Origin of the sequence: Pseudomonas sp., from assembly GCF_050739995.1 — a bacterium.
In the GTDB taxonomy this organism is placed as follows: domain Bacteria; phylum Pseudomonadota; class Gammaproteobacteria; order Pseudomonadales; family Pseudomonadaceae; genus Aquipseudomonas.
The window spans coordinates 1-6,221 of sequence record NZ_JBOICG010000163.1 but is presented as its reverse complement, the minus strand read 5'-3'; the positions used below and the strand labels follow the sequence as shown (position 1 = coordinate 6,221).

Annotated in this window: 5 protein-coding genes; 4 read left to right on the top strand and 1 reads right to left on the bottom strand. The window is 57.6% G+C overall.

What is annotated here, in order from left to right; all coding sequences use genetic code 11:
• Positions 1-160: 160 nt before the first annotated feature.
• From ACRESD_RS05785 to ACRESD_RS05770, 4 genes are read left to right on the top strand one after another with little or no spacing between them, the layout of a single operon-like run.
• Positions 161-919 carry a DUF3050 domain-containing protein gene (locus ACRESD_RS05785; protein ID WP_431750051.1) on the top strand — a complete coding sequence of 253 codons (759 nt, stop codon included), beginning with the start codon at positions 161-163 and terminating at the stop codon, positions 917-919.
• Positions 916-1,872 carry a diiron oxygenase gene (locus tag ACRESD_RS05780; RefSeq protein ID WP_431750050.1) on the top strand — a complete coding sequence of 319 codons (957 nt, stop codon included), beginning with the start codon at positions 916-918 and terminating at the stop codon, positions 1,870-1,872. The genes ACRESD_RS05785 and ACRESD_RS05780 overlap by 4 nt, the downstream gene beginning before the upstream one ends.
• Positions 1,860-5,237 (top strand): amino acid adenylation domain-containing protein, encoded by a 3,378-nt coding sequence (locus ACRESD_RS05775; RefSeq protein ID WP_431750049.1) that lies wholly within the window; start codon positions 1,860-1,862, stop codon positions 5,235-5,237. Before ACRESD_RS05780 ends, ACRESD_RS05775 begins: the two co-directional genes overlap by 13 nt.
• A gap of 19 nt (positions 5,238-5,256) precedes the next feature.
• Positions 5,257-5,715: an SRPBCC family protein gene (locus ACRESD_RS05770; protein ID WP_431750048.1), complete on the top strand. Its 459-nt coding sequence runs from the start codon at positions 5,257-5,259 to the stop codon at positions 5,713-5,715.
• A 38-nt stretch (positions 5,716-5,753) separates the two neighbouring features.
• Here the strand turns inward: ACRESD_RS05770 and ACRESD_RS05765 are convergent.
• Positions 5,754-6,221: methyl-accepting chemotaxis protein (locus tag ACRESD_RS05765; RefSeq protein WP_431750047.1), on the bottom strand; the 468-nt coding region annotated here is incomplete at its 5' end.

The window sequence follows — 6,221 nt, the reverse complement described above, 5'->3', positions numbered from 1 at the left end:
GCTTATTATCTTTTCTCGAAAAACCCGACCGCTCAATTTGCTGCGCGCACCTCCGCCAACAACGGCGCTGCATGCTCATCCTGACCTAATGTCACCCGTCTATTTAACAACTACAAAATCCTCATCACTGCTCAGAGCAGTCGCAATACAGGCGTCAACCATGCACCAACACTTACTTGAACAAAAAAAACTGCAGTTGTGCAGCCATCCGTTATTTATAGAAATAACTTCATTAAGAAAGTTACAACTTTTTATGGAACACCATGTATTTGCCGTTTGGGACTTCATGGCGCTGACCAAACGCTTGCAACAAGACCTGACTTGCACGGGGATACCCTGGTTCCCGCCCACCGACCCGCACGCTGCCCGCCTGATCAATGAAATCGTGCTGGGTGAGGAGTCGGACGTGCATCCAACTCGCGGCTACAGCAGCCACTTCGAGTTGTATATGGACGCAATGGCCGAGGTGGGCGCCAGCACGCTTGCAATCACGCGTTTCATTGACCTGCAATACCAGGGCGTGGAAGCAAGCGTCGCCTTGCAGAGAGTCAAAGCGCCCCTTGGTGTGGCTCGTTTCGTTGACAGCACATTGCAGATCGCACTGAACGCACCCAGCCATTGCGTAGCGGCCGCTTTCCTCCACGGCCGCGAAAGTGTCATCCCTTCGATGTTCGAGCGCATTTCGCGCAGCAACGGCTTCATTGAACGCGAGGCGCCCACCTTCCATCACTACCTCAACCGTCACATCGAGATGGACAGCCAGGCACATGGCCCGGGAGCCCATCAACTGCTTCAGCGCTTGATCGGCGCGGACCCCGCACGCCAGAGACAAGCTGACTGCACGGCGTTCAGCGCCTTGGAAAGTCGCATCACGTTTTGGGACGACGTACGGACCTCGATGCAACAGGTGCAATCATGAGCCCTACTGACTACCGCTCCTTTGCCGAAGACTGGGAACGTCGTGCAACCATTCGCACTCGCCCTCGGCGCCTGCTGGAAAACGACGATAAATTGATTTTCCCCCTGTGCCGCCAACCCCTGGTGCTCAGCGAGACGTTTCTTGAGCACTGCTCGCCGTGGCGCGACTTCGTACTGCTGCAAAGCTTCTACAAATTCATCAACGATGTGGTGATCTTCGAAACCGAGATCGTCGACAAGACCGCTCGCAGCATTGCAAAAAACCGCTTCTCGCTGCCCTTCCCCCTTGCCTGTCGCATTGACGCCATGACCGTCGTGGTGGATGAGGATTACCACGCGCTGGTCGCACTGGATTTCCTGCAACAAGCCGTGCACATGACGGGGGTCCAGCCTCTCGAATTGCCCCGGCAGATAGAGCTGAGCCGCGCCCTGCCGGCGGCGCATGCTCACACTCCGGCACACCTGCACGATGTCGTTGAATTGATTGCCGTGGCTATTGCCGAAAACACCGTGACACAGGACGTAGCGGCATTTTCCAAGGACGACAGCGTCAAGCAATCCATCCGGGGCTTGATGGCCGATCACTTGTTTGATGAAGGGCGCCACGCACAATTCTGGGCGCAGTTGGTACGCCTCTACTGGCAAGCGGCAAGCCCGGAAGACCGTGACAGCATCGCTGAAATCCTGCCAATTTTCCTGGCCCATTACCTGACCAATGATCTGCAAAAAGGCTTCGATCTGCTCCTGATCGAGCACATGGATGTCGGTGCTGATGTTCGCCTGGCACTGCGGCATGAAATCGAGGCAGTGGACTTTCCCATCACCCGTCAGCATCCGCTGGTGGGCAACATCATGAATTTTCTACATCACAGCGGCATGCTGCAAACACCCAGCGTTGCACTGGCTTTAGATGGGTATCTGGCCCAGGCGGGGAGATCGGCATGCAGCGTTTGATGATTGGGTGGGGGGGCTCCGGCAGAGCGCTGGATGCCATCAAACAGAGGGTGGGACAGTACGGGCACGCAGCCGGGGTGGAAGCAGTCGATCTGGTGATTGAGGACGGCAGTCAGCCGTTGCCAACTTTATTCTCCGACACGCACAGGATGAGCCTGCGCGTGGGCATTGGCCCAATCGGCGAACACGGCCTGCCTACCCTTCAGTTTCGCTGTTATGACCGCGAGCAGCGTTTGCTGGCTGTGCATGACGTTACCGAAGAGTTCAGCGGTAATGGTCAGCGGCTGCGCCAACAGGCAACCGACGCACTGGTGGAATGGGTCGCCTTGCTGGTCAGCTGTTTTTCGAGAGACCCCGTTTGTTTCTCTGCAACGGTCATAGCTAACGCCTGGCCTGAGCAAGGCTTGCAAGGGCTGGAAGCATTGGCGTTTATGCATCGCTTCAATCGTACCGTGCAACCGGCACTTTTGCAGGCAGCCCAGGTGCCCATGATTGAGCGATTGCAGGCCAGCCTTCAGACCTTCGCCCAGCGACCGGCGTTGAATATTGCAGGGGACGTGCTGACCTATCGCCAACTTCACACACGTGCCTTGGCGATCCAGCAACGGTTACTCCCGATGCTGGAGACCCATGAGGTACCACAAGTAGTCGGAGTGTGCCTGGAAAAATCCGTCGAACTCTATGCCAGTATTCTCGCCGTACTGGGGTGCGGCGCGGTGTATTTGCCACTGGCACCCGATCATCCGGTGCAACGCCAACAAAGCATGCTGGAAAGCATCGGCGCCTGTGTGCTGCTGGAGAATGGCCGGCACCCACTGCGGGACCATTTCGTTGTACTGGATGTGAGCAGGATCGACCCACACAACAGCGATCCCGCGCAGCCATTGATGCGCCATCGGCCCTGCGCCGACGCACCGTGCATGGCGCTGTTCACTTCAGGCACCACGGGTCGGCCAAAGGGCGTATTGCTCAGCCAACACAATCTGGCGCATTTCACCGCCTGGATTGGCGCCTGTGTAGCGCTGAACGAACAGAGTCGTGTCCTGCAGTTTTCACCGTTAAGTTTCGACTCATCCCTGATCGACATTTTCCCGGCCCTGATGGCCGGGGCCGAGTTGGTTGTGCCTGGTGCAGAGCAACGGCTCGACCCTCTGCAACTGGTCGAATTGATGCGCCAGCAACGTGTCACCCATGGGTTTCTGCCACCGGCATTACTCAGCGTCCTACCGTTGGACCAACCATTGGGCCTTACCCATGTGCTGACCGGTGGTGACTTCTGCGAGCCCTACGTGATTGAGCGGCTGGCGGGCCAATGTCAGCTGCACAACCTCTATGGTCCCACTGAGGCCACGGTACTGGTGACTCACCGGACGTTCCAGCCAGGTGACAGCCATCGCAACATCGGTCGCCCTATTGCCAACAGCCAGGTGCTGATCCTTGACGAAAACCTGCAACCGGTAGATGAACAGGTGGTGGGCGAGCTGTACATCACGGGCCCAGGTGTGAGCCTGGGATACGTGAACGTAACGCTGCCGGTCAACAACCCTTTTGTTGTACTGACCTTGCCGAGTGGGGAGTTGCTGGCAACTTACCGCAGCGGCGATCTAGCCAAATGGACACACGATGGTATCGAGCTGTGCGGTCGCCGGGATGATCAGATCAAGATACGTGGCTTTCGCGTCGAGCCTCAGGAAATCGAGCAGTGCCTGCGCAACAGCCAGCTGTTTCGACAGGTCGCCGTGGTGATCGACCCCACACACAAGATCATCGGCTATGCCGCTCAACCCGAACCTGGTGCAACACTGGCAAGTCTGAAGGAACATGCGCGACATTGGCTACCGGAGTACATGCAACCCGTCATCTGGAGCGAGCTGCCGAGCATGCCCCGCTCAAGCAACGGCAAGATCGACCGCCACGCATTACGGGCACTACCAACCTCCGTCGTTCAAGAGGTTACTCATTGCGCTGCGCAAAGCCCTCTTCAAGCGCAACTCACCGAGTTGTGGGCAGAGTTGTTGGGGTTGGCTGTTCATGAGCTCTCTATCGATGACAGCTTTTTCAACCGGGGCGGCCACTCCATTCTTCTGTCAAACCTCTTGTTACGCCTGCGTGAGCAGTTTGGCCGTAGCCCATCCTTGAGCCGATTTTTTGAAACCCCCACGATCCGTGCGCTCGCAGCCCTGATGGAGGGCGGCGTACCGCCCCAAATACCTTCAGGCCCGATGGAGAAAGATGCATCGCAGGCGTTGGGGGTCGAGATGCTGACTGGCGACCGCGCGGGTGATCCGCGCAAAGTGATTGTCACAGGGGCCAACAGCTTTGTCGGGGTGCATATCGTCCAGGCGTTGTTGGCAAGCGGCGCACAAGCAGTCGCCTGCCTGGTCCGGGAACTGCCGGGCGAATCAGCGGCGAGTCGGTTCACCCAAGCCTTGCGAGAATATCGCCTGGAACATCTGGACCTGAGTCGGGTACAGGTATACCCCGCTGACATTCGCCTGCCTCGCCTGGGCCTCGCTTGCGACGCATATGACCACATCGCTCGAAGTTACGGCGTGCTGCTGCACAACGCGGCTCAGGTCAATCATGTGATGGATTACGCGTCACTCGCCGAGGACAACGTCGAGCCGATATTGGAGTGCCTGCGCCTTTGCGAAACCCATTGCAAGAAGGTCTTCAGCTTCGTCTCAACACTGTCAGCCTGCAGCAGCATCGATGCCGACCGGCACGTACTCGAAACCGGTGCCGCGAGTACGTTGCCGCTCTATGTGAAAAATGGCTACAACCTATCCAAGTGGGTCGCTGAGCGTCTGCTGGGGCGCGCTGTAGCGCAAGGCGCCTGGGTAAATATCCTTCGGCCGGGAAATATCAGTTTCAACAGTCGGAGTGGCGTGTGCCAGCCGCAGAAAAATCGATTGATGCTGATGCTCAAGGGGTCCCTGCAATTGGGGCTTGCCCCACGGCTGAATGCGAACTTCGATCTGATGCCCGTGGACTTCCTGGCCCGTTTTATAGCGTTCCACAGCTCCTGTTTTTGCGCAGACCGAAATGTTTTCAACCTGCACAATCCGCAGCCTTTGAGTTGGGATCAGTACCTCGATGCGTTCAGCCAGGCTGGGCACGTTTTCGAACGGGTAAGCATTGAACAATGGCAACGGTCACTGCGCGCGATAAACCACGAGAACGCGTTGTTTGGTGTGTTGGGCTTCTATCTGGACGGGCTGGGTGAAGACATCGGTGATACGTCGATGATCCGTTATGACAATGCCCAGTGGGGTGTGGAGAAGATGGGCACGCAATATCCACAAAAAACTCCGGCGCTGCTACGCAAGGGCTGCGACTACCTCAGGGCCATCGGCTTTCTCTGAACTGCTTCAGGACTCCTTCATGAAACCGCTACAACCCGATACGTTGATCCGCAACCCGAACGGCACACCGGTGGTGGCCTCCGTCGTAGTCCCATGCGAGGCAGCCCGCCTGTGGGCTCTAGTGGGCCACTTCGCAGGCTTTGATGCCTTCGTTCCAGGCCTGTCACGCATTGAAATGACCGGCGTGGGCGTGGGTGCATTGCGGACGAAATTTTTCGACGATGGTCATTGCGTCGTGGAGCAACTCAACAGTCGAGATGACGCCGCCATGTCGATGACATGGACCACCCTCTACAACACCTTGGGCATGGCCCAATTCTGGGCGGCGATGACCGTGGAAGCGCTTGGCGCAAGCAGTTCCAAGGCAACCTGGACACTTGTGGGTGAGCCTATGGCAATAGCGCAGGTAGAATTTGACGCGTTTGTACAGACGTTCGCCGACAACGCGTTGCAGAATGTGCGCCGGATGCTTAGCTGAGCAGTCGGAGCGAGTCGCCTCGCTCCGATGTCGCCGGGTTAAATCTTGAAGCTATCAACCAATTGCTTCAACCGACTCGCCTGTTGGGACAGCGCATCACAGTCCTTGAGGGTTTCGTTGAGGTTGGCCACACCCTGCTGGTTAAGCAGGTTGATCTGATTAATGTCGACGTTGAGCGTTTCAACCACGGCTGTCTGCTCCTCGGTGGCGGCAGCGACTGACTGGTTCATACCATCGATCTCGACGATCCGCTGCGTCACGCTGACCAATCGCTCTCCCGCCTGGTTGGCGACTTCGACGCTCTCTTCGCTGGAGGTCTGGCTGGCATTCATGGTGGTCACGGCTTCACGCGAACCCACTTGCAGGGAAGTGATCATTTTGTGGATCTCTTCGGCCGACTCCTGCGTGCGGTGGGCCAGGTTACGCACCTCATCCGCCACCACGGCAAACCCACGGCCAGCTTCGCCCGCACGAGCAGCTTCGATCGCCGCGTTAAGGGCTAGCAG